The sequence below is a fragment of the Aestuariibaculum lutulentum genome, assembly GCF_032926325.1.
In the GTDB taxonomy this organism is placed as follows: domain Bacteria; phylum Bacteroidota; class Bacteroidia; order Flavobacteriales; family Flavobacteriaceae; genus Aestuariibaculum; species Aestuariibaculum lutulentum.
In genome coordinates this window covers 1,103,178-1,127,246 of sequence record NZ_CP136709.1, presented here as the reverse complement: position 1 = coordinate 1,127,246, position 24,069 = coordinate 1,103,178, and the positions used below count along the sequence as shown (strand labels likewise).

Annotated in this window: 25 protein-coding genes; 6 read left to right on the top strand and 19 right to left on the bottom strand. The window is 36.0% G+C overall.

All coding sequences use genetic code 11. From position 1 onward, the window contains the following. Positions 1-8: 8 nt before the first annotated feature. From R1X58_RS04810 to R1X58_RS04750, 13 genes are all read right to left on the bottom strand, one after another. Positions 9-935: a DUF3078 domain-containing protein gene (locus R1X58_RS04810; RefSeq protein WP_240572220.1), complete on the bottom strand. Its 927-nt coding sequence runs from the start codon at positions 933-935 to the stop codon at positions 9-11. Between the two features lie 113 nt (positions 936-1,048). Next, positions 1,049-1,555: a DUF2480 family protein gene (locus R1X58_RS04805; protein WP_240572219.1), complete on the bottom strand. Its 507-nt coding sequence runs from the start codon at positions 1,553-1,555 to the stop codon at positions 1,049-1,051. A 79-nt stretch (positions 1,556-1,634) separates the two neighbouring features. Then, entirely contained in the window at positions 1,635-3,473 is a 1,839-nt protein-coding gene (locus tag R1X58_RS04800; RefSeq protein WP_240572218.1) for an ABC transporter ATP-binding protein, read from the bottom strand. A gap of 13 nt (positions 3,474-3,486) precedes the next feature. Continuing rightward, positions 3,487-3,810, bottom strand: coding sequence for a DUF59 domain-containing protein (locus tag R1X58_RS04795; RefSeq protein WP_188214502.1), 324 nt, complete (start codon positions 3,808-3,810; stop codon positions 3,487-3,489). A gap of 55 nt (positions 3,811-3,865) precedes the next feature. Beyond that, positions 3,866-4,288, bottom strand: a complete 423-nt coding sequence (locus tag R1X58_RS04790) for a SufE family protein (RefSeq protein ID WP_240572217.1) — start codon at positions 4,286-4,288, stop codon at positions 3,866-3,868. Between the two features lie 39 nt (positions 4,289-4,327). Continuing rightward, entirely contained in the window at positions 4,328-4,756 is a 429-nt protein-coding gene (locus R1X58_RS04785; protein ID WP_240572216.1) for a hypothetical protein, read from the bottom strand. 75 nt (positions 4,757-4,831) lie between these two features. Next, positions 4,832-5,896: a zinc metalloprotease gene (locus R1X58_RS04780; RefSeq protein WP_240572215.1), complete on the bottom strand. Its 1,065-nt coding sequence runs from the start codon at positions 5,894-5,896 to the stop codon at positions 4,832-4,834. Between the two features lie 206 nt (positions 5,897-6,102). Next, positions 6,103-7,317 (bottom strand): aminotransferase class V-fold PLP-dependent enzyme, encoded by a 1,215-nt coding sequence (locus R1X58_RS04775; protein WP_240572214.1) that lies wholly within the window; start codon positions 7,315-7,317, stop codon positions 6,103-6,105. 99 nt (positions 7,318-7,416) lie between these two features. Further along, a complete protein-coding gene (sufD, locus tag R1X58_RS04770) occupies positions 7,417-8,730 on the bottom strand; it encodes a Fe-S cluster assembly protein SufD (protein WP_240572213.1) in 1,314 nt (437 codons plus the stop codon). Between the two features lie 9 nt (positions 8,731-8,739). Further along, positions 8,740-9,495 carry a Fe-S cluster assembly ATPase SufC gene (sufC, locus tag R1X58_RS04765; protein WP_240572212.1) on the bottom strand — a complete coding sequence of 252 codons (756 nt, stop codon included), beginning with the start codon at positions 9,493-9,495 and terminating at the stop codon, positions 8,740-8,742. A 2-nt stretch (positions 9,496-9,497) separates the two neighbouring features. Then, on the bottom strand, positions 9,498-9,920 hold the full coding sequence (locus R1X58_RS04760; protein ID WP_240572211.1) for a hypothetical protein: 423 nt from the start codon (positions 9,918-9,920) through the stop codon (positions 9,498-9,500). A gap of 11 nt (positions 9,921-9,931) precedes the next feature. Continuing rightward, positions 9,932-11,380: a Fe-S cluster assembly protein SufB gene (gene sufB / locus R1X58_RS04755; protein ID WP_240572210.1), complete on the bottom strand. Its 1,449-nt coding sequence runs from the start codon at positions 11,378-11,380 to the stop codon at positions 9,932-9,934. 18 nt (positions 11,381-11,398) lie between these two features. Further along, positions 11,399-11,728, bottom strand: coding sequence for a HesB/IscA family protein (locus R1X58_RS04750; RefSeq protein ID WP_240572209.1), 330 nt, complete (start codon positions 11,726-11,728; stop codon positions 11,399-11,401). A 228-nt stretch (positions 11,729-11,956) separates the two neighbouring features. On the opposite strand from R1X58_RS04750, the gene thiL reads away from it, so the two are divergent. Continuing rightward, complete coding sequence (gene thiL / locus R1X58_RS04745) at positions 11,957-12,994, top strand: thiamine-phosphate kinase (RefSeq protein ID WP_240572208.1); 1,038 nt, start codon at positions 11,957-11,959, stop codon at positions 12,992-12,994. Between the two features lie 124 nt (positions 12,995-13,118). Here thiL and R1X58_RS04740 read toward each other — a convergent pair whose 3' ends face one another. From R1X58_RS04740 to R1X58_RS04730, 3 genes are all read right to left on the bottom strand, one after another. Further along, the gene (locus tag R1X58_RS04740) at positions 13,119-13,385 is read right to left on the bottom strand and encodes a hypothetical protein (RefSeq protein ID WP_240572207.1); all 267 of its coding nucleotides are present in this window, start codon (positions 13,383-13,385) and stop codon (positions 13,119-13,121) included. 62 nt (positions 13,386-13,447) lie between these two features. Further along, positions 13,448-14,227, bottom strand: coding sequence for an alpha/beta fold hydrolase (locus R1X58_RS04735; RefSeq protein ID WP_240572206.1), 780 nt, complete (start codon positions 14,225-14,227; stop codon positions 13,448-13,450). A gap of 8 nt (positions 14,228-14,235) precedes the next feature. After that, positions 14,236-14,892 (bottom strand): hypothetical protein, encoded by a 657-nt coding sequence (locus tag R1X58_RS04730; protein WP_240572205.1) that lies wholly within the window; start codon positions 14,890-14,892, stop codon positions 14,236-14,238. A 180-nt stretch (positions 14,893-15,072) separates the two neighbouring features. On the opposite strand from R1X58_RS04730, the gene R1X58_RS04725 reads away from it, so the two are divergent. Next, positions 15,073-16,398 (top strand): aspartate kinase, encoded by a 1,326-nt coding sequence (locus tag R1X58_RS04725; RefSeq protein ID WP_240572204.1) that lies wholly within the window; start codon positions 15,073-15,075, stop codon positions 16,396-16,398. Positions 16,399-16,476: 78 nt separating this feature from the next. Here the strand turns inward: R1X58_RS04725 and R1X58_RS04720 are convergent, their stop codons facing one another. Next, entirely contained in the window at positions 16,477-17,769 is a 1,293-nt protein-coding gene (locus R1X58_RS04720; RefSeq protein WP_240572203.1) for an aminopeptidase P family protein, read from the bottom strand. 411 nt (positions 17,770-18,180) lie between these two features. Here R1X58_RS04720 and R1X58_RS04715 point away from each other — a divergent pair, with 411 nt between their 5' ends. From R1X58_RS04715 to R1X58_RS04700, 4 genes are all read left to right on the top strand, one after another. Beyond that, a complete protein-coding gene (locus R1X58_RS04715) occupies positions 18,181-18,864 on the top strand; it encodes a succinate dehydrogenase cytochrome b subunit (protein WP_240572202.1) in 684 nt (227 codons plus the stop codon). Between the two features lie 11 nt (positions 18,865-18,875). Then, a complete protein-coding gene (locus tag R1X58_RS04710; RefSeq protein ID WP_240572201.1) occupies positions 18,876-20,888 on the top strand; it encodes a fumarate reductase/succinate dehydrogenase flavoprotein subunit in 2,013 nt (670 codons plus the stop codon). A 10-nt stretch (positions 20,889-20,898) separates the two neighbouring features. Next, positions 20,899-21,639, top strand: a complete 741-nt coding sequence (locus R1X58_RS04705) for a succinate dehydrogenase/fumarate reductase iron-sulfur subunit (RefSeq protein ID WP_240572200.1) — start codon at positions 20,899-20,901, stop codon at positions 21,637-21,639. 83 nt (positions 21,640-21,722) lie between these two features. Then, positions 21,723-22,643, top strand: coding sequence for a M28 family peptidase (locus R1X58_RS04700; protein ID WP_240572199.1), 921 nt, complete (start codon positions 21,723-21,725; stop codon positions 22,641-22,643). A 3-nt stretch (positions 22,644-22,646) separates the two neighbouring features. On the opposite strand, the gene R1X58_RS04695 is transcribed toward R1X58_RS04700, so the two are convergent. Both R1X58_RS04695 and R1X58_RS04690 read right to left on the bottom strand, forming a co-directional pair. Beyond that, positions 22,647-22,820, bottom strand: a complete 174-nt coding sequence (locus R1X58_RS04695; protein ID WP_240572198.1) for a hypothetical protein — start codon at positions 22,818-22,820, stop codon at positions 22,647-22,649. Between the two features lie 97 nt (positions 22,821-22,917). Further along, the gene (locus R1X58_RS04690; protein ID WP_240572197.1) at positions 22,918-24,063 is read right to left on the bottom strand and encodes an efflux RND transporter periplasmic adaptor subunit; all 1,146 of its coding nucleotides are present in this window, start codon (positions 24,061-24,063) and stop codon (positions 22,918-22,920) included. Positions 24,064-24,069 lie beyond the last annotated feature (6 nt).

Sequence of the window (24,069 nt, the reverse complement as noted above, 5' to 3'; positions counted from 1 at the left end):
TTCTTGGTTTAGAACTTATAACTTAACCCAAAGGTGTAATAACTTTGTAATTTGTTATCTAAATCGTTAAACCCTGTAGCGGTTGCAGGGTCTTGTGCTAAAGCGTAATCAAGCGCTTCCTGTCTGTTGTTACGTAATCCAAAATCGAAACCAACTCCAATCATTTTCCATAGCGTGTAGCTAAACGAGTTGGTCCAGGTCCAGTTTGAGTAGTCGTTACTCTTATAACTCTGGAACATTGATAAGTTGGTTTTAAAGTTTACAGCACCAAAAGTTCTGGTGTAATCGGCAACAATTTTCGCTCCCAGAGACGATTCGTAAATGGTTTCTCCTTTACTAAACACAAAGTTGTAGTTTAACGGGTGAATAACCACAACTAAATTGTTAATTGGTGTCCAGGTGGCACCAATACCCAAATCTAAATATCCCGGATTGTTGAAGTTGTCTAATAAGGTGGTGCGGTATTCCATTAATCCGGAAGCCGCCAACGATTTGGTAATGTTTCTACCGTAAAGCGACGATATGTTAAACACATCTGTCGTTGGGTCGAAACTACTATCGTCATTCGGGTCGTCTTTATCGTCTAATTTTACCCAGTTTAAGTTCGTGGTCAGGGCATTTCTCCAGAAGAATTTCTCCTGAATTAAATTAGCGTAGGCATTTAAAGTAAAGCCTATATTTCCCGACTGATTGTTTGGTGTGCCTTGTGAATACCAGTTGCTAAAGTTCGAGAGACTTCCCCCAATAGTACCAAAGGCACCTTTTCTCCAGCCCGGTAGGGCATCTATTTTTGCTTGTATGGCTTTAACTTCGGCAGCTAGGGCGTCGGCTTCAGCTTTTTTTTCTTTCTTTTGAGCTTCAAGTTCTTCTTTTGTTTGCGCATTAACTGATATCATACCAATAAATAATGCCAAGAGTAAAAGTGTTTTTTTCATATTGGTTTGTTTATGAATGGAGTATAAATATAATTTTAAATTAAAAGACTTACAACAGATACCGTAAATCATTACGACTTAAGACACCAGTTTTTTACGATGGTCACTTAAAATTATTTGTTTTTATAAAGTGGAACCGAAGAACAGGCCTCACCATACATAATAGACTTTGCAATAGGTTTTAATTTTGAAGCCAGCATGATATAGGCATTTTGTGGTACTGGTTTTTTAGAACAGCCTTTAATGATAATCGGCTTATCAGCGTATTCACTTACCTCTAAATTATTGATGATGTTTTGGTAAACACTGGTTTCTAAATCTTCTAACGAACCAATAACAATATGTTTAGCGAAAGGCTCTAAATGTAAACTGATAAGCATAAAAGCCCAACCCGGAATAATAGCGTCGCTACTGCAGGTTAAAGCCACATAACAGTTTTCGTATTGCGACCAGTTATGTGCAGCAACCTGATCTCTAAAATCTTTTTCACGAAGTACAAAGCCTTCAAAAAGCCAGTCTTTTATATCGAAAACGATACGTGGCCCTTTTGGATAGTAGTCTTCAAGGTCAATGGTTACCAGTTTGCTGTTCGCTACGCGATTTATAATCTCATCTGCCATAATGCAAATTTAAATAAATTAAAAAGAGTTATTGTAATAATTTGTAGGTCTCGACTGCGCTCGACCTGACACTGTTTTTTTATTGATACCCTTCAGCCTGAAGCGAAAATAAATGAGCATATAAATTGTCGTTTCGCATAAGTTCTTCGTGGGTGCCGAGTTCCAGAACTTTGCCGTCTTCTAAAACCAGAATGCGATCGGCTTGTCTTACAGTACTAAAACGGTGTGAAATAATGATGCTGGTTTTGCCTTCGGTAAGGCCAATAAAACGGGTAAACACATCGCTTTCCGCTTTGGCATCTAAGGCAGAAGTTGGTTCATCTAAAATCATCACTTCGGCATTTTTCATATAGGCACGGGCCAAAGCAACCTTTTGCCATTGCCCGCCAGAAAGGTCTTGTCCGTTGGCGAAACGTTTCCCTAATTGCTGATTGTAACCATGTTTTAATTCATTCACCACCGAATCGGCTAAACTTAATTCGGCAGCGTTTTCAATTTTTGTCTGGTTATCCAGTTCATCGATATCCCCAATCGCAATATTTTCTTTAATAGTAAATTCATATCTAAAGAAATCCTGAAAAATCACCCCAAAAAAGGCTTGGTATTCTGCTTTGTTAAATCGGTTAATGTTAATGCCGTCTAACAAAATGTCTCCCGAAGTTGGTTCGTAAAAGCGCAATAACAATTTGGTTAACGTGGTTTTACCGGCGCCATTTTGCCCTACAAAGGCCAATTTTTCTCCAGCTTTAAGGGTGAAATTAATATCCTTTAAAATTTCATGGTCTGAACCGGGATATGAGAAATGCACATTTTTAAATTCGAAACCTTGTTTAATGGTTTTTGGTAGTGGCATGTCTTCTTCGGTTTTCGAGGCTACTGAAATGTCAATAAAATCGAAATAATCTTTTAGGTATAAAGCACTTTCAGAAATTCGTGTGAAACGTGAAAAGAACTCCTGAAGGTTTTTCATTAAACGGTTGAATGACCCTGATAGGAAGGTAAGTTCACCAATAGAAATGGCACCTGAAAGAACACGGTAAATAATAAACACATAAGCGCCATAATAACTTAAAGAACCCAAAACGTTGAATAAAAATCCTAAAGCCGAGCGTTTAACGGCTAAGGTTCGGTTAAGTTCGTAATATTCTTCCGAAAGGTTTTTAAAACGATCAACAATAAAATCGGTTAAACCAAAGAGTTTAATTTCTTTAGCGGTTTTGTCGTTGGCGCCAATAAAACGTAAATAGTCTAACTGGCGGCGTTCGGCAGTCCAGCTTCTGGCCAGAGAGTATTCCTGTTGGCTAAAACGCACTTCGTTAATAAACGACGGAATAATACTCAGGATCAACAGTAAAATTAAATATGGTTCGAAATACACCAATCCGGCGATTAAAGTCGCTATTGATACAGCACTTTGTGCCTGACCAAGCACATTACTCATTAAACCAACACGGCCTGTGGTTTGTGTTCTGGCGCGTTCCAGCTTATCGTAAAATTCAGAATCTTCCAATAAACTAATATTAATTTGATTCGTTTTTTTAATAATGGTTACCGATGTAGCAATATTGTATTCATCACCCAATAGTCCATCGGTTAGCGAAATGGCTCTACTTATTAAATCGGATAAAATAACCAAGGCAAATTCAATAGCAACGTAAGTCCAAAGTTGGGTATAGTCGTTAACATCAAGAGCAATTTGATGTATAATTTCGTCGATAATTAATTTACCAACCCATAAAACAATAACAGGAAGCAGTGCGCCAATAAGTCGACAAAATGCCGAGAGCAGGAATAGTTTTTTATTGACATTCCAGATTTCTTTAAAGAACCTCGGAATGTATGTAAGTGCATTAAAAGACGACTTTAAATTTGTTTTTTTACCGCCGTCTTTTAATGATTTAGGTGTGCGTTTAGCCATCTAAAATTTGTTATTAAAGCATGCCCAATTCTAATTTGGCTTCTTCACTCATTAAATCCTGTGTCCATGGCGGATCGAAAGTGATTTCTACCTCGGCACTATTTACATCGTTTAATGATTTTATTTTTTCTTCAACCTCAAGAGGTAACGTTTCTGCTACAGGACAGTTAGGTGTGGTTAAAGTCATTAAGATTTTAACATCGTAATCTTCATTTACAAAAACATCATAGATTAACCCTAATTCATAGATGTCGACAGGAATTTCCGGGTCATAAATGGTTTTTAAAACGTTAACTATTTTTTCGCCTAAATCGGCAGTGTCAATTGCTTCGCTCATATTTTGAATGTTTAAAGGCTTAGTCGGATTCCGATAAGCGACTTAACGAATATTATTATTTTATTTGTGTCTGGTATGCGATGGCATACATTTTAAGTTGTTTTATCATGCTAACCAAACCGTTGGCTCGGGTAGGTGATAAGTGTTCTTTTAAACCAATTTTGTCTATAAAACTCATATCGGCATCGATAATGTCTTTAGGGTGCTGGTTTGAAAACACACGAATTAAAATAGCAATAATACCTTTGGTGATGATGGCATCACTATCGGCAGTAAATTCTACTTTGTCATCCTGCATTTCGGCATGTACCCAAACTTTACTCTGGCAACCTTTAATAATATTGCTGTCGGTTTTATATTGCTCGTCAATTAGGGGTAGGTCTTTCCCTAAATCAATCATATATTGATAACGTTCTTCCCAATCTTCAAACATTGAGAACTCGTCAATAATTTCATTCTGAATTTCTTCTATAGTCACAATCTCAAATTTTATGTAAAAATACAATAAGAAAATTAGCTATTCAATGTTTTCTGTAATAGATAGTATTTCTTTAACAAGTTGGACGATTTCCTGTGGCGGATTACCATGATCGAACGGCTGACTTTCATAAATCGAATCCTGATAAGTGATTTTAAGTTTTGCGATAGCAGCAGCATCGTACATACGTTTATCTGAAGGGGCTTTTAAATTTGGAATATTGGGAATATCGACAGTTTTTAAGGTGTTGTAAATGGAAGTCCAGTTTTCTTCAGAACAGGGGGTTACTAAAGCTTTGGAGGCTCTGTTTTTTTGAAATGATATTTCTTTTTTATTGATAATGATGTTCTTATATGTACCTCTTGATATTGCTGAATACTCTATAGAAATGGCCTCCTGAATAATGTTTGAATCCTTACAACCATTAAGATTTATGATAACAGATAAAATGACGAGAAATAGTTTCATAACATGATTTTGGTATTTAATAATACAAAAAAGACGCCAAAGTTGGCGTCTTTTATAATTTTATGAGGGTTTTATTTAGTTTCCAAGCATAGATGCTCTTGAGCCTCCATCGGTAAATATAGCACGCATTCTGTTGGTTTGACCATCGGTAAACATATACATACAGGCATCGTCGGTATAATCCATATAATTCATGGTCATATCAGGAGTTTGACAACTAACTGAAGGGTAGGTAGGGCAACCATAGTTGGCACCTCCGGCGCTTGGTGTATCTTCCACAAAATCATCTTGACGACATCTGCCGTCACCCCAGATATGTCTGAGGTTTAAGTAGTGACCAACTTCGTGAGTTGCAGTTCTACCTTCGTTATATGGAGCAGCCTTTCCACCAGGTAAACTTTCATGTAATAAAACAATACCGTCGGTTGCTAAATTCCCTCCAGGGAATTGGGCATATCCTAAAATACCTTCGCCAATATTACAAACCCAGATGTTTAAATGTGTTTCTGGAGTTGTTGGGGGATATGCAGCTTTGACTGCATCATTGGTTCCCCAAGAACTTTTTGGGTCGTCATATCTGTAGGTGCCCGCCAAGGTGAAATGAATGTCAGTTGTGGTAACATCGTTAATGAAGTCCGTAGCTCCACTTGGTAGTTGGTTTGTGTTTTTTGTGTTAAAATCATCATTCAATACTGCGATTTGTGCACTTATCTGCTGATTAGAAACTGCGTTAGCATCTGGCAAAACAATATGTACATATACAGGAATATTGATTGAACCTAAGCCATCTTCAGCAATAGTAACATCAACATCTGTGCTTCCGGTATCTCCACCGCCACCACCAGGATTGGTAGGTTTTCCTTTAGCTGTTAGAAATTTACGGGTATGATACTCAATAGCGTACATTTTTTGCTCTAAACCCGGATTTTCCTGAAGCTGACGGTTAAGGACGTTCATGGTGTAGCAAGGGGTGAGCGTGTTTTTTGAAGTGGCTGATTTTGCCATGGCATCATCAGACTCGGTGTAAACATAAAAATCACTCATGTCAATTTCTTGTTCCTGAGTGAGTTCGTTTTTTTCGCTCTCACAGGCTACAAATAGTAATCCTAAAGCAGCCATGCTTAAAATTAATTTTTTCATTTTTTAAATTTAATTTGAATTAGTCGGCTTTGAAGATAGGACATTTTTAGAGTTTAATCACTCTATAGAGAAAATTATTGTTAATAATTCGACAAAATACATGTTTTTGTTAATTATATAACAAGTATGAAAGAAAATTAGTGTGGTGCTAATTGTTACTGATTTAAAAATCAGTTGAATAAATAAAAAAGAAAATGATTCAGAATTTAAGAAAGCATCATTTTAGCTTTTTTAACAGCAGTAACTAAAGCATCGATTTCTGCTTTGGTGTTATAAAAGGCAAAAGAAGCTCTAACCGTACCCGGAATACTGTAAAAATTCATGATAGGTTGTGCACAGTGGTGACCTGTACGAACTGCAATGCCTAATTTGTCTAAAATGGATCCTACATCGTATGGATGAATACCATCCAGATTAAACGAAATTACAGATGTTTTGTGTTTTGAAGTACCGTAGATGGTTAAGTCTTCTATGGTTGACAATTGTTCGGTCGCGTATTCTAAAAGTTCGTGTTCGTAGGCAGCTATTGTATCGAATCCAATAGCATTCATATAATCAACGGCAGCTCCAAAAGCGATACCACCACAAATATTTGGGGTTCCAGCCTCGAATTTATGAGGTAAATCGGCGTAAGTGGTTTTTTCGAAGGTCACTTCGGCAATCATTTCGCCTCCACCTTGATACGGTGGTAATTTTTTTAACCATGCTTCTTTACCATAAAGCATACCCTGACCTGTTGGGCCACACATTTTATGTGCAGAAGCAACGTAAAAATCAACATCAAGTGCCTGTACGTCGGGTTTGATATGTGGTGTTGATTGTGCACCGTCAATTAAAACAGCAGCGCCAACTAAGTGAGCTTGTTTTATGATATATTCAATAGGATTTATTGTTCCTAAAGCATTAGAAATATGATTGACGAAAACCAGTTTGGTTTTATTTGAAAGCAGATTGTCGAATTCAGGAATCACCAATTCACCATCCTGATTCATTGGGATGACTTTTAAGGTTGCTCCTGTACGTTCACAAAGCATTTGCCACGGCACAATATTACTGTGGTGCTCTAAAGCTGAAACGATAATTTCATCGTCTTTTGTTAATAGTGATGAAAATCCGTTAGCAACTAAATTGATACCATGTGTAGTACCTGATGTGAAAATGATTTCGTGCGCATGTTTAGCATTAAAATGCGCCTGAATCTTTTGTCGGGCCTGCTCGTATTTATCGGTGGCTTCCTGACTTAACGTATGCACACCACGGTGAATGTTGGCATTGTAGTTTGAATAATAATCTACAATCGCATCAATAACCTGTTGAGGTGTTTGCGAAGTTGCAGCATTATCAAAATATACTAAAGGTTTACCGTTTACTTTGCGTGAAAGAATAGGGAAGTCTTTTCGTATGGTTTCTACATTAAACATAGTTGGTGAGTTTAGCCCCGATAGAGGTATTTGTTGAAGCTCTTCCCGACAGGTGTCGGGAAAGCGACTACCGATAGCGGGAAAAACTTCAAAATAATTTTACAGATCGAAACCAATATTAACGCCTAATTTGTTGGCGATAAGCTTGGTGATACGTTGTTTTATTTCTGGAATTTTAACCGAACTTAAAACGTTGTTACTAAACGCGTACATTAAAAGTCCTTTGGCTTCTTTTTCTGGAATACCACGAGAACGCATGTAGAACATTGCACTTTCGTCTAACTGACCAATAGTACAACCGTGAGAACACTTTACATCATCAGCAAAAATTTCTAATTGCGGTTTGGTGTTGATAGTTGCTTTGTCGCTTACCAAAATGTTGTTGTTAGCCTGGAAAGCGTTGGTTTTTTGCGCTTCTTTTTCAACAACAACCTTACCATTAAATACCCCAACTGAGCTATCGTCGAAAATACCTTTGTAATCCTGGTGACTTTCGCAGTTTGGCTCGATATGGTGCACTAAAGTATTGTGGTCTACATGTTGTTTGTCGCCAATAATAGTAACTCCTTTAAGGGTAGAATCGATACGTTCTCCATTCTGGAAGAAGTTTAGATTGTTTCGCGTTAATTTACCACCAAAACTGAAGGTATGTACTGAAGCAATACTTTCACGCTTTTGGTTAATAAACGTGTTATCTATTAATGAAGCGTTAAGATTATCGTTTTGAAGTTTGTAGTAATCAACAATGGCACGTTTGTTAGCAAATACTTCGGTAACGCTGTTGGTTAAAACAGGATTATCGGTTAAGCTTTGGTGACGCTCTATGATTTGTACATGAGAATTCTCGTCAACAACAATTAAGTTACGAGGTTGTAGCATAGTAGCCGCTTCACTTCCTGTAGAAAAATGTACAATTTGAATTGGTTTTTCTACCACTTTGTTTTTTGGAATGTGAATGAAAGCACCTTCGCTTGAAAATGCTGTGTTTAAAGATGTTAAACTGTCTTTGCTCGCTGCTTTGTTAAAGTAATTCTCGATAATCAAACGGTATTTAGGCTTGCTTAATGCCGCAGACATTAAACATACATCCATACCATCGTGCGTAGTTTGCGATAGGTGTGATGAATATTTACCATCGATAAAAACAATTTTATAACTGTCGATATCGTGAATGAAATATTTTTTTACATCGCTATATTCTATAGCAACTTCCTGTTTAGGGAAAATGCTATAGTCTTGTTTTAAAATACTGTTTAAAGAGGTGTATTTCCAGGCTTCGTCTTTTTTAGATGGAAAACCTTGTTCCTCGAATATTTTGATAGCATCGGTTCTAACATCGTGAACGTACGCATCGACATCGACACGGTTTTCGAAGGCTAGAAATGATGATACTAATTTATCTTTTAAATCCATTTGCTCGGTTTATTTAGCGTTCACTTCTTCTTTAATCCAGTCGTAACCTTTCTCTTCTAATTCGTGAGCTAATTCTTTTCCTCCAGATTTAACAATACGTCCGTTGTATAAAACGTGAACGAAATCCGGTACGATATAATCTAATAAACGTTGGTAGTGTGTAATAACTACAACCGCATTATTTTCATTTTTTAATTTATTAACTCCGTTAGCAACAATACGTAACGCATCGATATCTAAGCCAGAGTCAGTTTCATCAAGAATAGCTAATTTAGGATCTAACATAGCCATTTGGAAAATCTCGTTACGTTTCTTTTCACCACCAGAGAACCCTTCGTTTAAAGAACGAGATAAAAATTTGCGATCGATTTCTAAAAGCTCCGATTTCTCACGGATTAATTTTAGCATGTCTTTAGCAGGCATTTCTTCTAATCCCTGAGCTTTACGAGTTTCATTAATAGCTGTTTTCATGAAGTTTGTTACTGAAACTCCAGGAATTTCTACCGGATATTGAAATGATAAGAAGATACCTTTGTGTGCGCGCTCTTCGGCCGCTAATTCGTCAATATCTTCACCATCAAAAATGATGCTACCATCGGTAACTTCGTACTCTTCTTTTCCAGCGATTACAGATGATAAGGTACTTTTTCCAGAACCGTTAGGTCCCATAATAGCGTGTACTTCACCTGGTTTAACTTCAAGGTTAATACCTCTTAAAATCGCTTTATCCTCAACACGAGCGTGTAAATTCTCAATTTTTAACATAACTATTCTTGTCCTAGTTTTACAACATTGTTACTCTCTGGATTGGGTTTAGAAACGTTTAATATTTCAACCACTTCAACTTTATTATCCCAAAGAATTTTATCGTCTTTTTTATTTGTGATTTTTCCTCTTATTTCTACCGGAACCATATCAGTAGGTTCCTGTTTATATTTTTCGGCAAGCTTATTAAGCTCTTTCATTTTATCGGTAATAAATACTCCATAAATATCGGCATGTGTTTGTATTACAGCTGCACCATCGAAATACACAAAGTCACCTTTTAAAAGGGTTAACCCATCACTTTGTTTCGCAGTTCTTTCTGGACTATCGGCTGTGATTGTTTCTTCGGTAGTTTCTGTTTTTTTATCGCTTTTACACGCTGTTAAAACAGAAAGAGTTAACAGTAAAACAAATGTTTTTTTCATGCTATAGAGATTTATCCAACGCTTCCTTCTAAGCTTATTTCTAATAATTTTTGAGCTTCAACCGCGAATTCCATTGGTAACTTATTAAGTACCTCTTTGCTGAATCCGTTTACGATAAGTGCAATCGCTTTTTCGGTATCGATACCACGTTGGTTACAATAGAAAATCTGGTCTTCACCAATTTTACTTGTTGTAGCCTCGTGCTCGATTTGAGCCGTTTTATTTTTAGCTTCGATATACGGAAAGGTATGCGCACCACACTCGTTACCCATTAGTAAACTATCACATTGCGAGAAGTTACGAGCGTTTTCGGCACGACTTGCAATTTGTACCAATCCACGGTATGAGTTTTGTGATTTACCTGCTGAAATACCTTTTGAAATAATAGTAGATTTTGTGTTTTTACCAAGGTGAATCATCTTCGTTCCGGTATCGGCTTGCTGGAAGTTATTGGTTACGGCGATTGAGTAAAACTCCCCAACCGAATTATCACCTTTTAATACACATGAAGGGTATTTCCAGGTTACAGCACTTCCGGTTTCTACTTGAGTCCAAGAGATTTTAGCGTTCTTTTCACATAAACCACGTTTGGTAACGAAGTTGTAAACACCACCTTTACCTTCGGCATTACCAGGGAACCAGTTTTGTACGGTACTGTATTTAATTTCAGCGTCGTCTAAAGCGATAAGCTCAACAACAGCAGCGTGTAATTGGTTTTCATCACGACTTGGTGCTGTACAACCTTCAAGGTAACTTACATAACTGCCTTCATCAGCAATAACCAATGTTCTTTCAAACTGACCAGTTCCGGCTTGATTGATACGGAAGTATGTTGATAATTCCATAGGACATCTAACACCTTTTGGAATGTAACAGAAACTACCATCACTAAATACTGCACTGTTTAAGGCCGCATAGAAGTTATCTGTTTTTGGTACTACAGTTCCGATATATTTTTTTACTAATTCAGGGTGTTCTTTAATAGCCTCAGAAATCGAGCAGAAAATAATACCTTGTTCAGCTAAAGTCTTTTTAAAGGTTGTTGCTACCGATACAGAATCGACAACCACATCCATAGCTACACCAGCTAATTTCTTTTGTTCATCTAAAGAGATACCTAATTTTTCGAAAGTTGCCAGTAATTCTGGATCAACCTCGTCTAAACTATCGTATTTAGGCTTTTTATTTGGTGCTGAATAATACGAAATAGCTTGGAAATCTGGTTTTTCGTAGTGTACGTTAGCCCATTCCGGTTCGGTCATACCTTGCCAGATACGAAAGGCTTCTAAACGCCACTCGGTCATCCATTCCGGCTCCTCTTTTTTTACAGAAATAGCACGTACTATGTCTTCATTTAAACCAACAGGGAATGTTTCAGATTCAATATCGGTGTAAAATCCGTATTCGTATTCTTTAGTCTTAAGTTCTTCTCTTAAATCGTCTTCAGTATATTTACTCATCAGTCTTCAATTATAGATTTAAAGTGAAAAAGATTCACCACAACCACAAGTTCTGTTGGCATTCGGGTTGTTAAATACAAATCCGGTACCGTTTAATCCTCCAGAATATTCCAGAGTCGTTCCTATTAGGTATAAAAAGCTTTTTTTGTCAACAATAATTTGAACACCATTGTCTTCAAAAACTTTATCGTCTTCCACTTTTTCTTTATCAAACTTTAAATCGTAAGATAGCCCAGAACAACCGCCACTTTTTACCCCAACACGAATATAATCGGTAGTCGGGTCAAAGCCATCTTCCTGCATAAGCTCGATAACTTTTTTCTTAGCTGTTTCAGAAACTTTTATCATAATTATCTATATAAAAATATATATTGTCAAAATTGACTGCAAATATACAATATAAGTCGCGGATTACCATAGAGCCTAACATTATATTAGTATATAGTTTTATAGGTTTTTCTTATTGTTTGAAAAATCAGGTGTTTGTTGTATATTTTTAGTTATTAGGCGAATAATTTGAATTTTTATTAGGCTTTTGATATTCCATTATCTAAATAAGCTTCTTATTTTTGCAGCATGATAGAAGATAAAAACCAGCAACGTACAGATTTAAGTACTTTAGGAGAGTTTGGATTGATAGACCACCTGACTAAGAATTTTGTAATTAATCATAAATCGACAGTGAAAGGTATTGGTGATGATGCCGCGGTGCTTGATTTTAAGAAAAAAGTTGTTGTAACAACCGATTTATTAGTTGAAGGCGTACACTTCGATTTAAGTTATATGCCTTTAAAACACTTAGGTTATAAGTCGGTGATTGTGAATCTATCTGATGTGTATGCTATGAATGCTACGGCTACACAAATTACTGTTTCTATTGCAGTTTCGAATCGTTTTCCTTTAGAGGCTTTAGAAGAAATTTATTCAGGTATTGAAACGGCTGCCAAAATTTATAATATTGATGTGATTGGAGGTGATACAACGTCTTCAAATAAGGGCCTTTTAATTTCTGTAACGGCTTTAGGTGAAGTAGAAAATGAGGTATACCGCAGTGGAGCAAAACCTAACGATTTATTAGTGGTTACCGGAGATTTGGGAGCAGCGTACATGGGTTTACAAGTGTTAGAACGTGAAAAGGAGGTGTTTAAAGTTAACCCTAATAATCAACCGGATTTAGATCAGTATACATACTTAATCGAGCGTCAGTTAAAACCTGAAGCTAGAAAGGATATTGTTAAGTTGCTTAACGATTTAGATGTGAAGCCAACATCGATGATTGATATTAGCGACGGCTTGTCTTCTGAAATTATGCATATCTGTAAGCAAAGTAAGGTAGGTTGCGATTTATATGAATCTAAAATTCCTTTAGATCCTCAGGTGATTTCTACATGCGAAGAATTTAATATTGATAGTACTACAGTGGCTCTAAACGGGGGCGAGGATTATGAATTGTTAATGACGATTTCTCAAGACGATTATCCTAAAATTAAAGCAAATCCTAATTTAACCATTATTGGTTATATTACCGAGGAAAGCGCTGGAATGCATCTGGTAACAAGGGCAGAAACTAAAATTTCTATTAAAGCTCAGGGTTGGAAAAACTTTAACGAGTAATTAATTTTTAGGTATTATTTTTTTTTTGAAGCCTGATGTTTTAATTGAGGCGTAGGGAGATGTGTTTAGAGTGTTGTGAACCCTAAATCTTGTCGGAATAAAAAGCAAATTGGAATTCAGGAAGTTAATATACAGAAGAGGCGATAACTTTTCTTTGTTTACGTTCCATTCTTGAGTGGTGAATACGCTCTAAAATAGCGTTGATTTCCTGAAACTTTGGTGTTAATTCAATTAAATTGCCGTTGCTATTTGTTGTTAACTGCTTTTTGCAATGTGAACAGGTGTATTCTTTAACATGATACGTCACTTGCTTAGTTACTTTGTAGTTATGACCGAAAAGACTACAGTACATTTTCGGTATAAATGCTGGGGTGTTTGTAGTTGTTTTCATGATTTTTGTGGTTAATTTGTTGATTTAAACTTAGTTAAAAAAAGCAAACAAACGACAAAATGCTATAAATTTTCGATGAAATGCAATGTGTTAGATGAAAATTCTTTCATATTTTCAATATGAGCCATATGTCCGTCTGGAAATTCAACAACTTTTACATCTCTGTGTTTGGTTTGACTGATTAGGTTATTATAGTCAAGAACAGGGTCTTTTTTACTGATCATCATGAGTTTATCAAATTCATGAGCTTCCAGAATATGTTCCCGGTTTGGTCTTATTTTCATCCCTTCCAGAGCTGCAATAATCCCTTGAAGCGGTGTTAGCAAAGCATTGTCGACAACCTCTTTTATCTTTTCCGCGTATATTTTTCTGTTTTTTGGTCGGAATAAATTATTAACGGCAATCCTTATAAAGGTTCTATGGTTTTGTTTTACCGCTTCAATGGCTCGGTCTCTACCTAATTTCCGTTCAGGGTTGTCTTCTTTAGCTGTAGAATTCATTAAACAAATACCATTTACTCTTTTAGGATGTTTCTCAGCGAATGCTAAAGCTACATAGCCTCCCATAGAATGTCCGATAAATGTTGCTTTTTCAATATTTAAATGATTTAATAACGCTTCTACAGTTTCTGCCATAAGTTCCATAGAATGAACATATCCCAGACATCCGGTTTCACCATGACCTAAAAGGTCTATACAAATTATACGATGCTTTTTTGAAAATTCCGGAAGGAAAGGCTCCCACATGGTTTTGTTTTCTAAAAAGCCGTGAAGTAGAACTACCGCATTACCTGTCCCGTTATCGGTATAGCTTATTGAAGTGTTTTTGTAAACTAAATTCATAAACGGAGTTAAGCTTTAACCTTTTTAATGGCAGCAAAGGCTTTGTCTACAAATTCGTCTTCTACCAATATAGTAAACTCGTTTGTGGTTGAAATCACTTCATATAAAACAATGCCTTCCCAGGCTAAACGTTTAAAGAAGTGATAGTATAAACCTGCGATTTTAGAGTTGTCTTCCGGAAGGTTAACACAAATGGCCGATAACCCTGTTTGCGATGCTAAAAACGTTTCGTTACCTAAACATTCTTTAACAAAGCCATCCAAACTGCTAGAAACAATCAGATTACTTTCGTGAATACCGCGAGTAAAGGTGTAGAATAATTTTGGTTCCTGATTGATGCGCTCTAAAATCTTGGCGTGATTATCAATAATAGTATCAGAATTTTTAACTGTAAAATCGGTTAGGTTCGAGCGTACGGTAATATCTCCCAAATTTTGCATTACCTTTTTCATCTTTACCGAATTGGATAATGTTGTTGGCGGATTATAACGTCTTAAAGCCATCATAATAGCGCCAGGTTTCACGTCTTTCTTTAGCATTTTACTAATAGGTTCGGTGAGCTCGATAGCTAAGGCGCTAAAATTTATTATGTTCCGCGAAAGCGCTTCCTCTAAATAAGGTTGTGTTATTAAAATGTCTTCAACACAGTTTGATACAGTCTTCATGTTAATTATTTAACAATATGTGCAAAAGTAAACATATTTTTTAATAAATATCTTTTTTATAGAAAGGAGTTATAGTTTAGCACTCAAAATAATGAAAATGAAGCTGGTAATAGGAATTTTCAACATAGTGAAATAGTATTTACCAGTAAAGAACACTAAATACATTAAGTATTCATTAATATGAAAGTATTAAAATTTGGAGGGACCTCGGTAGGGTCGGTAGAGAGTATTAGTAATGTGAAAAACATTATTAATGATGGAGATAAGAAAATTGTGGTATTATCGGCAATGTCTGGTACGACCAATCATTTAGTGTCTATAGCCAAGGATATTGAAAAAGGAAATGCAAGTGAAGCGGCTAATAAAGTAAATAGCCTTCATGAAACATATAAAGTAGTTGTAAATAACCTGTTAAATACCAATACAGAATTAAATGCCGATGTTCAGGCTTATGTTTCTGAAGTATTTGCTTTGTTGTTAGGAGCGACTGAAAAAGCCTTTACTCAAGTTTTAGAAAATGAAATTTTAGCACAAGGTGAAATTTTATCAACTTATATGGTAAATGCTTACTTAAAGCAAGAAGGTGTAAGTTCTACTTTATTGCCGGCTTTAAGTTTTATGCGTATTGATGCTGAAAAAGATCCGGATTTAAATTATATAAAATCGCATTTAAAAACGGTTTTAGAAAATGCAGAGGATGCTGAGATTTATATCACTCAAGGATTTATTTGTTTAGATGCTGAAGGTGAAATTTCTAACCTGCAACGCGGCGGAAGCGATTATACTGCGACTATTATTGGAGCAGCTATTATAGCTGAAGAGGTTCAAATCTGGACTGATATCGACGGTATGCATAATAACGACCCGAGATATGTTGAAAATACCAGACCAATTTCAAATTTATCGTTTGATGAGGCGGCTGAGTTAGCATATTTCGGAGCAAAAATATTACACCCACAAACGGTAACGCCGGTAAGAGAAGATAATATTCCGGTGCGTTTAAAGAATACAATGAACCCTGAGGCTCATGGTACTTTAATTAACAACAATCATTCTGAAGTTGGTATTAAAGCTATTGCAGCAAAAGATGGTATCACTGCTATTAAGATTAAATCGGCGCGCATGTTAAATGCTCATGGTTTCTTAAAGAAAGTATTCGAAATATTTGAAGTTTATAAAACGTCAATCGATATGATTACAACTTCAGAAGTTGCTGTGTCGTTAACCATTGATGATGATAAAAACTTAGACAAGATTTTAGTTGAATTAGAAAAAATTGCAACTATTGAGGTCGATAAGGGACAAAGTATCGTATGTTTAGTAGGACACTCTGTGGTGAATCACCACGATACTTATAAGTTGTTCCAGATTTTACAAGATGTAAAAATTAGAATGATTTCATACGGGGGAAGTAACAATAACATTTCTCTATTAATCAATTCTAACGATAAAATAAAAACACTTAGCAAGCTAAACGATTATTTATTTGAATTAGTCACTCTGTAAATTATAATTTTAGTATTGTTAAAAAGGGTCGTTGCAAAACGACCCTTTCTTTTTTTTTATAGTATTTAGATTGATGAATTAACTGTTCATTAAATCTTCAATTTCTTCAACTTCAATCGGGATGTTAGCCATTAAGTTTAATGGTCCTCCTTTCTCTTGAACTACAACATCGTCTTCTAAACGAATTCCGAAACCTTCATCAGGAATGTAAATACCAGGTTCAACAGTAAATACCATATTGGCTTGCATTGGTTCGGTTAAAATACCGTAATCGTGCGTGTCTAATCCCATGTGGTGTGACGTACCATGCATAAAGTATTTTTTATAGGCTGGCCAGTCTGGATTTTCGTTTTGTACATCGGCTTTGTCTAAAAGTCCTAAACCTAATAATTCCGAAGTCATCATTTTACCAACTTCAACATGGTAGTCGGCCCAAATAGTTCCTGGCACAAGTAGTTTTGTAGCTTCGTTTTTAACACGTAATACAGCATTATAAACCGCTTTTTGTCTGTCGTTAAAACGACCGGAAACAGGAATTGTTCGACTTAAATCACTGGCATAGTTTGCATATTCGGCTGCAGTGTCAAATAAAATTAAATCACCGTCTTTACATTGCTGGTTGTTTTCAATGTAGTGTAACACATTGGCATTATTTCCTGCAGCAATAATTGGGGTGTAAGCAAATCCTTTTGAGCGGTTGCGTAAAAATTCGTGAGCCATTTCAGCTTCTATCTCGTATTCCCAAACACCTGGTTTTACAAATCCTAATACCCGACGGAATGCTTTTTCAGTAATATTACAGGCGTTTTGAATTAAGTCAATTTCAATCTGGTGTTTTACCGAACGTAGACGTTGTAAAATTGGATTGCTTTTCGCTACGCTGTGCGCTGGAAAAGTTTCCTTTAACCATTTGTTGAAACGATCTTCACGTGTTTGTGTTTCCACATTCGAGCGGTAGTGTTCGTTAGTGTTTACATAAACCGTATCACACTGTGACATCACTTCTTTGAAAATCTTGTTGAAATCCTGTAACCAGTATACGGTTTTGATTCCTGAAGTTTTAAAAGCCTGTTCTTTATCAAGTTTGGCACCTTCCCAAATAGCAATATGTTCGTTAGTTTCTGTTAAGAATAGTATTTCACGGTGTTTTGGGTTAGGACAATCCGGGAATAAAAGTAAAATACTTGATTCCTGATCGACACCGCTTAAATAAAAAATATTGCGATCCTGTTGAAATGGCATCGTACTATCGGCACCTATAGGGTAAATATCGTTAGAATTGAAAACAGCCAAACTATTCGGTTTCATTTGAGCTGTGAAATTCTTTCTGTTGTGAATAAATAGAGCGTTGTCTATTGGATGATATTTCATGTTCTGGAATATTAGATTTTGTGATTGACACAAAAGTAAAAAAATCAAATGTTAATAAATGTTATAATTGGAAATAAGGTACTTAGGTGTTTAATGGGAAATGAAATAGAAGGTTGATATTTAGGAAATTAAAGAAGTTGTAACATGTAAATTATGTAATCGATTACATAATTGAGTTTCAGTTTTTTTGTGATTCTTCTAAAGCGAATACTAAAGATTTGTTAAAGGAAATACTTAGGAATACTTGTTTAAGGTTTAAAGGGGTTGATTATTAAGGTGTTTTTATGCTGAAAATCTACGTATTTGCTTCTTTAAAACCATTCTAAATACGTAATAAAACAGACCTTAAAACTTGTCTAAATTAGGTGTCCTCATTACATTTGCATCCAGTATTAAACTAACTTCAAAATAATGAGCGGATTTTTTAAATCTTCGATTGGAAGAAAAGTAGCGATGGCATTATCGGCTTTCTTCCTAATGATTTTCTTATTTCAACATTTTGTAATAAACCTTTTATCTGTTTTTAGTGGTGACATCTTCAATGAAGTGTCTCACTTTATGGGAACTAACTGGTTAATTCAATTTGTAATGCAACCAGTTTTAATTTTTGGTGTGGTATTCCACTTTATCATGGGATTCATCTTAGAAATTAAAAACAAAAAAGCACAAGGAGTAGCCTATGCTAAAAATAATGGAGCTGCAAACTCAACTTGGGTTAGTAGAAACATGATTTATAGTGGTTTGGTTATTTTAGCTTTTATCTTACTTCACTTTATCGATTTCTGGTTTCCGGAAATTAACACAAAGTACATTCAAGGCGATTGGTCTGGGGTACACGAAGGTGTTGAAGGGTACAGATATTTCCATGAATTACAGGAGAAATTTGTTAACCCGGCAAGAGTAGCTGCTTACGTAGTTGCGTTTGTGTTTTTAGCATTACACTTGTTACACGGTTTTACATCGGCATTCCAATCTATGGGAGCTACGGCTGGAAGAAAGAAAACATTACAAAACATTGGTAAAGCATATTCAATTATTATCCCAGCAGGATTTGTAATTATTGCGTTATACCATCATTTTAATCATATCCATTAATCTTAGATAATATGGCATTAGATTCAAAAGTACCAAAGGGTCCAATTAAAGATAAATGGACAGAGTATAAAAATCATATTAACCTGGTTAACCCGGCTAACAAACGTCACATCGATGTTATTGTTGTTGGTACTGGTTTAGCAGGAGGATCTGCAGCTGCTACTTTAGCAGAGTTAGGTTATAACGTAAAAGCATTTTGCTACCAGGATTCACCTCGTAGAGCACACTCTATTGCGGCACAAGGTGGTATTAATGCAGCGAAGAACTACCAAGGTGATGGTGACTCAACTTACAGATTATTTTACGATACTGTAAAAGGTGGAGATTACCGTTCTCGTGAGGCTAACGTTTACCGTTTGGCTGAAGTTTCAGCAAATATTATCGACCAATGTGTGGCTCAAGGGGTTCCTTTCGCCCGTGATTATGGTGGATTATTAGATAACCGTTCGTTCGGTGGTGTATTAGTATCACGTACATTCTACGCTAAAGGACAAACTGGTCAGCAGTTACTATTAGGAGCTTACTCGGCAATGAACAGACAAATTGCTCGTGGTAAAATTCAAATGTACAACCGTCACGAAATGCTTGATGTCGTAAAAGTTGATGGTAAAGCACGTGGAATTATTGCTCGTAACTTAATAACCGGAGAAATTGAAAGACATTCAGCGCACGCTGTGGTTATAGCAACAGGAGGATACGGAAATGTTTATTTCTTATCAACTAATGCTATGGGATCTAACGCAACAGCTGCTTGGAAAATACACAAAAAAGGAGCGTATTTCGCAAATCCATGTTATACGCAAATTCACCCAACATGTATTCCACGTTCAGGAGATTATCAGTCTAAATTAACATTAATGTCTGAGTCTTTACGTAACGATGGTCGTATCTGGGTTCCTAAAAACATGGAAGACGTCATGGCTATTCGCGAAGGTCGTAAAAAACCAACCGATTTATCGGAAGACGAAAGAGATTATTATTTAGAGCGTCGTTACCCAGCCTTTGGAAACTTAGTACCTCGTGACGTTGCATCTCGTGCTGCAAAAGAGCGTTGTGATGCAGGTTACGGAGTTAATGCAACTGGTGAAGCAGTTTATTTAGATTTCGCTTCAGCTATCGAGCGTTACGGAAAAGAGCAGGCCAGAATTCAGAATATTGAAAACCCTTCAGCTCAAAAAGTATACGATTTAGGAAAAGCTATCGTAGAAGCAAAATATGGTAACTTATTCCAGATGTATGAGAAAATCGTTGACGAAGATCCATACAAAACACCAATGATGATTTATCCTGCAACACACTATACCATGGGTGGTGTTTGGGTAGACTATAACTTAATGACTACAGTTGATGGTTTATACTGTATTGGTGAGGCAAACTTCTCTGATCACGGTGCTAACCGATTAGGAGCTTCTGCTTTAATGCAAGGTTTAGCAGATGGATATTTCGTATTACCATACACCATTGGAGATTACTTATCAAATGATATTAGAACCGGAAAAATTCCAACGGACACTAAGGAGTTTGATGAAGCAGAAAAAGAAGTTAAAGACAGAATCGATTTCTTCGTAAATAATAAAGGACAACACTCAGTAGACTACTACCACAAGAAATTAGGGCAAATCATGTGGGATAAATGTGGTATGTCTCGTAACGAGCAAGGATTAAAAGAAGCGATGGCTGAAATTAAGGAGTTGCGTGAAGATTTCTGGAAGAATGTAAAAGTTCCTGGAAGTGCTAACGAAATGAATCCTGAATTAGAAAAAGCGGGTCGTGTTGCAGATTTCCTTGAGTTAGGAGAGTTATTTGCTAAAGATGCTTTAAACAGAAACGAGTCTTGTGGAGGTCACTTTAGAGAAGAATCTGTGGAGTTGGATGGTGAGCAAAAAGGAGAAGCTAAACGTAACGATAAAGAGTTTGCTTATGTTGCTGCGTGGGAGTACAAAGGCGAGCCTGCTGATGCTGTTTTACACAAAGAAGAATTAGAGTTTAATGATATAGAACTAAAACAACGTTCGTACAAATAAAAAAGACATTATGAATTTAACACTTAAAATTTGGAGACAAAAAGACTCGAATGCAAAGGGTCAAATGGTCGATTATAAAGTTACTGATATTTCAGAGCATATGTCTTTTTTAGAAATGATGGATGTTTTGAACGAACAACTTATTGCTGGTGGAGAAGAGCCTGTGGCCTTCGATCACGACTGTCGTGAAGGTATCTGTGGGATGTGTTCTATGTACATTAACGGTGAAGCACATGGTCCAGACAGAGGTGTAACAACGTGTCAGTTACACATGCGTATGTTTAAAGATGGTGATACTATTACTATCGAGCCATTTAGAGCTGCTGCATTTCCTGTAATTAAAGATTTAGTTGTAGACCGTACCGCTTTCGATCGTATTCAACATGCAGGAGGTTATATTTCTGTTAATACTTCAGGTAATACTCAGGATGCTAACAATATTCCAATCTCTAAGCATGCTGCCGATGAGGCTATGGATGCTGCGACTTGTATTGGTTGTGGTGCTTGTGTGGCAACTTGTAAAAACTCAAGTGCTATGTTATTCGTTGGTGCTAAAGTTTCTCAGTATGCCTTATTACCTCAAGGTCAGGTTGAAGCTGCCGATCGTGTACGTAACATGGTTGCTCAAATGGATTTAGAAGGTTTTGGTAACTGTACAAATACTGGAGCTTGTGAGATTGAGTGTCCTAAAGGTATTTCTTTAGACAACATCGCAAGAATGAACAGAGAGTTAATGAAAGCGCAATTCTAAAAATTGTTTTTTCAACATATAAATGAAAACCCAGGCTTAGGCTTGGGTTTTTTTGTTTAGCTTTATCAGGTTAATTTTTTGTGATGTATAAACTATTTTGCATAGCTGTAATTTGTTTTTTGTCGTTTGCTGATGGATTTACTCAGACGAAAAGTCAAATTTATGAACCCGCTTTTTTCGAGGAAACGCTGCTGAAGAATGTCGAAAATTTGTCTTCTGATGCTTTTGAAGGACGCAGAACTGGAACGCGAGGCGGAATCAAAGCTAGAAGATATATCATTAATGAATTTCAAAAATTAGGTGTTCAGCCGCTGTTAAAAAGGAAGTATGAACAGTCATTTTCTTTTGATTTTAAGGGGACATTTTATGAAGCAGAAAATGTTTTAGGACTAATAAAAGGTGAAAAGTATCCAGATAAATATATTGTTGTTAGTGCTCATTACGACCATGAAGGTATCAAGCAAGGAGTAATTTATAACGGAGCCGATGATAATGCTTCAGGTGTTGGAGCTTTATTCAGTTTTGCCGAATATTTTAAATATCACGCGCCACAATACTCCATTATTTTAGCGGCTTTTGATGGCGAGGAATTAGGATTGCAAGGGGCGAAATACTTTGTTAATAATTCCAAAGTACCATTAAAAAAAATCGTATTTAACATCAATATGGATATGATAAGCCGTAGTGATAAAAATGAACTTTTTGCTGTTGGAACTTCCCATTATCCGTTTTTAAAAGCGGTAATTAAAGGTCTAAAGACTCCGGAAAACTTTAAACTATCAATGGGACATGACGAAGGAAATTGGAAAGAGGACTGGACCCATGCTTCCGATCATGCACCATTTCATAAACAAGGCATTCCTTTTTTATATTTTGGGGTAGAAGATCACGGCGATTATCATGAACCGACTGACGATTACGAGAATATTCAGCCGGCTTTTTATACTAATGCGGTTAAAGTAATAATATCGGTTTTTGAAAGATTAGATCAAATAAAATTTTAATGCCTACTTTTTAATTGTTACATAAGAAGTTGGCATCCACCACATGTTAACTCCAAAAGCCACAGTTACGATTTCGTAGCCATCTTTAACCTTTTCATTGATTAATTTTTCTGTATCAGCTCTTAGAGTTTCGCTTGACCACATAGTGCTTAGTTTAATAATTCGATGTTCTTTCATTTTAATTTCTTTAATAATTTACAGATATAATATTAGTAGTCTAAAACGACATGTTGTTACAAATTAAAGAAAATTATTACAATTCAATGTAGCTTTTTTAATGAGAATGTCCACCACCTTCTTCGGCTAACAGCATGAATCCTCCTTGAGTTAAAATGGTTTTATTCATTAAATCTTCATGGTTTAAAATTTCAGCATAGGTTTCATTTTCTAAGCCTATATTCAGCTTAACTTTCTTAAAGCTATACGTGCCGTTTTCTTCATGTTCTAAAACCAAAACATATATGGCATCTTCATATTCAATAAGTGCATCTTTTGGTAAGGCTGATTTTTCGACAGATTCACTTATAATGCTGGCTTCAACAAACATACCGACAATAAAGTTAGCCTGTTCTTCATTTAAAATATGAGCATGTACTTTTATTACTCGGTTTTTTTCATCAACCGTAGTGCCTACTAAATGCACTTCGGCCTCAAAAGTTTGTTTGGATGCTTCAGGGATTTTAAAGTTTATTTTTTGTCCTTTTTTAATGTTTAAAATGTCTTTTTCAAACACCGATAATTCTAAATGGATATGGTCTGTATCTATAATTTCCATAATCATATCGGAAGGCGATACGTAAATGCCATTACTAACTTCCACCTTTGTAATATACCCGTTAATAGGAGAATATAAATTAACCGTAGATGTCAATTGGCCTTGTTCAACCGATGCAGGACTTATGTTTAACATGCTTAATTTCTTCTTTAAACCATTGTATTCAGCAAGCGCACTTTTGTATGTACTCTCAGCTTTCAGGAAGTTTTTTTGGGACGTTATATTCTCATCGAACAAACTTTTCTGTCTTGTGTATTCCGATTTTAGATAATTTAATTGTTCAGAAATCTCTAAATACTGTTGTTGTAGTTCAATAAATTCAGGATTCTCCATGCTCACCAACAGTTGTCCTTTTTTAACCTGGTCGCCAATTAAAAGTGGCGTTTTGGTTATGTAACCACCCATAAAACTACTTATTGTAGCCTTGTTATGTGGAGGTACGTCAATTATACCACTTACATTAATAGTGTTGTTAAAGGTGTGTTGTTCTAATTTGCCGAGTTTCATGTTTTCGGTTTCGAACTGTTTTTGTGTTACAGTAAGATGTTCTTCGAGAACCTCTTCAGTAACAGAATTTGTGTTCTTTTCTGAATTTTTACAGGCCATTACCGTGAATAGCGCAATAAGTATATATAAGTTTTTCATCTTTGT

What these genes read in the sequence shown, in the direction of transcription:
- R1X58_RS04810 (WP_240572220.1), bottom strand. Translation starts at nt 935, where the DNA reads ATGAAAAAAACACTTTTACTCTTGGCATTATTTATTGGTATGATATCA.
- R1X58_RS04805 (WP_240572219.1), bottom strand. Translation starts at nt 1,555, where the DNA reads ATGGCAGATGAGATTATAAATCGCGTAGCGAACAGCAAACTGGTAACC.
- R1X58_RS04800 (WP_240572218.1), bottom strand. Translation starts at nt 3,473, where the DNA reads ATGGCTAAACGCACACCTAAATCATTAAAAGACGGCGGTAAAAAAACA.
- R1X58_RS04795 (WP_188214502.1), bottom strand. Translation starts at nt 3,810, where the DNA reads ATGAGCGAAGCAATTGACACTGCCGATTTAGGCGAAAAAATAGTTAAC.
- R1X58_RS04785 (WP_240572216.1), bottom strand. Translation starts at nt 4,756, where the DNA reads ATGAAACTATTTCTCGTCATTTTATCTGTTATCATAAATCTTAATGGT.
- R1X58_RS04780 (WP_240572215.1), bottom strand. Translation starts at nt 5,896, where the DNA reads ATGAAAAAATTAATTTTAAGCATGGCTGCTTTAGGATTACTATTTGTA.
- R1X58_RS04775 (WP_240572214.1), bottom strand. Translation starts at nt 7,317, where the DNA reads ATGTTTAATGTAGAAACCATACGAAAAGACTTCCCTATTCTTTCACGC.
- sufD (WP_240572213.1), bottom strand. Translation starts at nt 8,730, where the DNA reads ATGGATTTAAAAGATAAATTAGTATCATCATTTCTAGCCTTCGAAAAC.
- sufC (WP_240572212.1), bottom strand. Translation starts at nt 9,495, where the DNA reads ATGTTAAAAATTGAGAATTTACACGCTCGTGTTGAGGATAAAGCGATT.
- R1X58_RS04760 (WP_240572211.1), bottom strand. Translation starts at nt 9,920, where the DNA reads ATGAAAAAAACATTTGTTTTACTGTTAACTCTTTCTGTTTTAACAGCG.
- sufB (WP_240572210.1), bottom strand. Translation starts at nt 11,380, where the DNA reads ATGAGTAAATATACTGAAGACGATTTAAGAGAAGAACTTAAGACTAAA.
- R1X58_RS04750 (WP_240572209.1), bottom strand. Translation starts at nt 11,728, where the DNA reads ATGATAAAAGTTTCTGAAACAGCTAAGAAAAAAGTTATCGAGCTTATG.
- thiL (WP_240572208.1), top strand. Translation starts at nt 11,957, where the DNA reads ATGATAGAAGATAAAAACCAGCAACGTACAGATTTAAGTACTTTAGGA.
- R1X58_RS04740 (WP_240572207.1), bottom strand. Translation starts at nt 13,385, where the DNA reads ATGAAAACAACTACAAACACCCCAGCATTTATACCGAAAATGTACTGT.
- R1X58_RS04735 (WP_240572206.1), bottom strand. Translation starts at nt 14,227, where the DNA reads ATGAATTTAGTTTACAAAAACACTTCAATAAGCTATACCGATAACGGG.
- R1X58_RS04730 (WP_240572205.1), bottom strand. Translation starts at nt 14,892, where the DNA reads ATGAAGACTGTATCAAACTGTGTTGAAGACATTTTAATAACACAACCT.
- R1X58_RS04725 (WP_240572204.1), top strand. Translation starts at nt 15,073, where the DNA reads ATGAAAGTATTAAAATTTGGAGGGACCTCGGTAGGGTCGGTAGAGAGT.
- R1X58_RS04720 (WP_240572203.1), bottom strand. Translation starts at nt 17,769, where the DNA reads ATGAAATATCATCCAATAGACAACGCTCTATTTATTCACAACAGAAAG.
- R1X58_RS04715 (WP_240572202.1), top strand. Translation starts at nt 18,181, where the DNA reads ATGAGCGGATTTTTTAAATCTTCGATTGGAAGAAAAGTAGCGATGGCA.
- R1X58_RS04710 (WP_240572201.1), top strand. Translation starts at nt 18,876, where the DNA reads ATGGCATTAGATTCAAAAGTACCAAAGGGTCCAATTAAAGATAAATGG.
- R1X58_RS04705 (WP_240572200.1), top strand. Translation starts at nt 20,899, where the DNA reads ATGAATTTAACACTTAAAATTTGGAGACAAAAAGACTCGAATGCAAAG.
- R1X58_RS04700 (WP_240572199.1), top strand. Translation starts at nt 21,723, where the DNA reads ATGTATAAACTATTTTGCATAGCTGTAATTTGTTTTTTGTCGTTTGCT.
- R1X58_RS04695 (WP_240572198.1), bottom strand. Translation starts at nt 22,820, where the DNA reads ATGAAAGAACATCGAATTATTAAACTAAGCACTATGTGGTCAAGCGAA.
- R1X58_RS04690 (WP_240572197.1), bottom strand. Translation starts at nt 24,063, where the DNA reads ATGAAAAACTTATATATACTTATTGCGCTATTCACGGTAATGGCCTGT.